Genomic DNA, 3,421 nt, shown 5'->3' with positions numbered 1-3,421 from the left:
ATCATGTCTGTCGTTCTCCGCTGGCAGGGCGTCAAGTCAATGATGGCAGATTGCTGGGGTTTTTAGAGGCTCCTAAAACACGTCCGCGCCGTTGGTCAAGAGCCTGGATCACTCGTGGAAGGCCGGTCACGGGCAAGCCCCGGCGCGCTGGGCCGAATACGACGCCTGGGTGCCGTACAAGGGCGAATTGACGATGGGTTATTTCGAGCGTCACGACATTGCTTACTACCACGCGCTCGCCGATTCCTTCACCATTTGCGATGGCTATTTCTGTTCCCTGCACGGGCCGACCAATCCCAATCGCATGTATCTGTTCACCGGCACCAGCGGCCCGAGCGTGGGCAATGTGGGCGCGCAGGCGGTGACCAACGCCGACGACGGCAATTGGACCGCCGACATGGCGCGCGACAAACCCGGTTACGCCGCAATGGACTGGACGACGTACGCGCAGCGCCTACAGGCCGCAGGTGTCGATTGGCGCGTGTATCAGGAGTACGACAACTTCGGCTGCAACTCGCTGGCCTATTTTTCGCACTATCGCGATCTGCAGCCCGGCGACGAACGCTATCAGCGCGCACGTGCCTGCGTGCCCGGTTCCACTGCGGAAAATGCAGCCACCACGCAGGCCGATCATCTGATCGCTGCAATCGCGGCCGATGTGCAGGCCAATCGTTTGCCGCAGGTGTCGTGGATCATTCCGCCCACCGCATATTGCGAACATCCGGAAGCACCCCCGGCCTATGGCGAATCGCTGGTGGCGCGTTTGATCGATGCGCTCACTGCCAACCCGCAGGTGTGGGCGAAGACCGCGCTGATCATCAATTACGACGAGAACGACGGCTTCTTCGATCACGTGCCTGCGCCATTGCCGGCGCTGGATGCGCGCATGGGACGCAGCAATGTCGACACGCGTGGCGAAGTCTACGACGGCTTGCCGATCGGCCTGGGCATCCGCGTGCCGATGCTGGTGATCTCGCCGTGGACGCGCGGCGGCTGGGTCAATTCGCAGGTGTTCGATCACACTTCGGTGCTGCGCTTGCTGGAGCGCCGTTTCGGCGTGGCCGAGCCCAATATCAGCCCGTGGCGGCGTGCGGTGAGCGGCGATCTGACCAGCGTGTTCGATTTCCGCAAGCCGGACGATTCGGCGCTGAGCGCGTTGCCGGCGATCGACGACTATCGCGCACGCACCGCTGCCGTGCGGGGCAAACCGTTGCCGGTGCCGCCGACCACCGCGCGCATGCCGAAGCAGGAACCCGGTCAACGTCCGGCACGCGCGCTGCCATACGCGTTGCAGGTGCACGCGCGTGTGCACAATGGAGACGGCGTGCAACTGCAGTTCGTCAACAGCGGCGCTGCTGCGGCCGCGTTCAACGTCTACACCAGCGCTGCAAGTGGCGGCCCCTGGTACTACACCGTGTTGCCCGGCACGCAACTCGACGATGTACCGCTCGGCGCTGCACACAACGGTGCCTATGCCTTGAGCGTGCACGGGCCGAATGGATTCCTGCGCGAGTTCGCTGGTGAACTTTCCACCGCGCCTGCGCAATTGGCTGCGCCGTGGCTGCAAGCGCGACAGGACGGCGAGACCCTGGTGCTGGAACTCGGCAACGCCGGGCAATACGCCTGCACATTGCAAGTGCGCGCGCTGGACTACGCGGACCCGACCCCGCGCGCGGTGCATCTGGCCGCGCGCCAGCGCCAGACCATTCGCCTGGCGTTGGCAGCGAGCGATCACTGGTATGACCTTGTCGTAGAGCAGCCGGATGGGGCATTCCGCCGGCGCCTGGCTGGACATCTGGAAACCGGCAAACCCAGCCGCAGCGATCCGGCGTTCGGTCGCACCTGAGTAGCGGGCGCAGCGCACGCTTGCACCCGTGTGGCGTGGATGCAGTTGAGGCAGAAGAACCCGGTGGCACTGTAGTTGGTCACGCAGCAAGCGGATACCGGTTCGGCCATGCGTCGATCCCCGCCATCCAGCGCAAACCACGGAGGGCGCGGGGCGGTATCATTCCGCTCCCGTCGGGCCGCAAGGCACGTCGTTCCCTTTTCCCAAGGAATCTCTCGCGCATGCGCATTCTGCTTGCTCGTCACGGCGAGACGCCGTGGAACGCCGAAGGCCGTTACCAGGGCCAGATCGATATCCCGCTGTCGCCGGTCGGCGAAGGCCAGGCCGCCGCGCTTGGCGCGCGTCTGCAGTCGCTGGAGATCACCCGCGCGGTAGCATCGCCGCTGTCGCGCGCGCAGGCCACCGCGAAGCTGGCGCTCGGCAGCGCCCGCGAAAGCCTGCTGCAGACCGATGCGGACCTGCAGGAAATCGCGCATGGCGAATGGGAAGGCTTGCTGGCCAGCGAGATCAACGACAAGGATCCGGCACGTCTGCGCGCCTGGCGCGAAGAGCCCGATACCGTGCTGATGCCTGGTGGCGAATCCTTGCGTCAGGTGCTGGACCGCAGCTGGCGCGGGCTGGTACGCGCGGCCGACGGCTTGGGCGCCGATGACACCTTGCTGGTGGTGGCGCACGATGCGGTCAACCGCGTGATCCTGTGCAAGATTCTGGGCCTGCCGCTGTCCAAGCTGTGGACCTTCCGCCAGGCGCCGACCACGCTCAACCTGCTCGAAGGTGAGGACGTGGATCACCTGGAAGTGGTGCGACTCAACGACTGCGCGCATCACACGCCGTTTTTTGGTGAAGCCAAGCATCGGGCGTTATAAGGCCTTTTCTGGAGAGATGATGGAGACGCAGTTTCCAGGGACGGTTCCGCAAACATCCACGCTTCTCGCCTGGGGCAAGGTAATGCTGCTCTGTGCGCCGATAGGCTTGGTGCCGGTGAGTCTGTTCATCGATTTTGTACCTGCTGCGTTTCTGCGATTTGATCTCTTGCTTCTGGCCGATGACGGGCATGAGAGCAGCGCTTAGCGTGCTGCTGCACAAAAACGCACGCCGGCACGGACGGCGGTCGATCGTCGATCAAACAGGCAGCTGGTCACTGTGTTCATGAGCTGCCTAACGCCGTTATTGCTGGGGGCCGTCTGCTATGTGCTGCTGTGCAAAACTCTGCCGTGGTTGTTCACCATTGCGTTTGGTGCGCCATTTGAGCGGGCGTATGTCATGCGAACGCCTCACGAGCAAGATCGCCATGCTTGCGAGTACCGGTTGACTGGCGGACCAATCGAGCATGGTGTCCGAAACTATCTCTGCATCAATGAAGCATCTTATCGGCGGCATCCGGAGCAGCTGGTGCAGGTGTTGTTGACCGGACGGCGGTCCGTGCTGGGCATACGGATAGAAAAGATCTACGAGCAATAGCACGCAAAAATAGGCCTTGACTCTGAGGTTTCCACACGTTTTCCCGAGATAGATCAGCTGGTTGCACCCGGATCGTGTAGAAACAAGTGCGCGCATGGCGCAGTCTTCAAGGTG

At 63.1% G+C, this 3,421-nt stretch carries 3 protein-coding genes and 1 pseudogene; 3 read left to right on the top strand and 1 reads right to left on the bottom strand.

Annotation, left to right across the window (positions count from 1 at the left end):
- Positions 1 to 76 precede the first annotated feature (76 nt).
- From XpopCFBP1817_RS20075 to XpopCFBP1817_RS20065, 3 genes and pseudogenes are all read left to right on the top strand, one after another.
- Positions 77 to 1,846 (top strand): annotated as a pseudogene (locus XpopCFBP1817_RS20075) (phosphocholine-specific phospholipase C); the annotation flags it as partial.
- A gap of 221 nt (positions 1,847 to 2,067) precedes the next feature.
- Entirely contained in the window at positions 2,068 to 2,712 is a 645-nt protein-coding gene (locus tag XpopCFBP1817_RS20070) for a histidine phosphatase family protein (protein WP_115039917.1), read from the top strand.
- A 19-nt stretch (positions 2,713 to 2,731) separates the two neighbouring features.
- Positions 2,732 to 2,917 (top strand): hypothetical protein, encoded by a 186-nt coding sequence (locus XpopCFBP1817_RS20065; protein ID WP_128418422.1) that lies wholly within the window; start codon positions 2,732 to 2,734, stop codon positions 2,915 to 2,917.
- Between the two features lie 96 nt (positions 2,918 to 3,013).
- On the opposite strand, the gene XpopCFBP1817_RS22310 is transcribed toward XpopCFBP1817_RS20065, so the two are convergent.
- On the bottom strand, positions 3,014 to 3,421 hold a 408-nt coding region (locus XpopCFBP1817_RS22310), incomplete at its 5' end, for a hypothetical protein (RefSeq protein WP_208619679.1).

Origin of the sequence: Xanthomonas populi (assembly GCF_002940065.1) — a bacterium.
Lineage (GTDB): Bacteria > Pseudomonadota > Gammaproteobacteria > Xanthomonadales > Xanthomonadaceae > Xanthomonas > Xanthomonas populi.
Note: the sequence above shows the minus strand (reverse complement) of the source record. Positions and strands in the feature narration are given on the sequence as shown.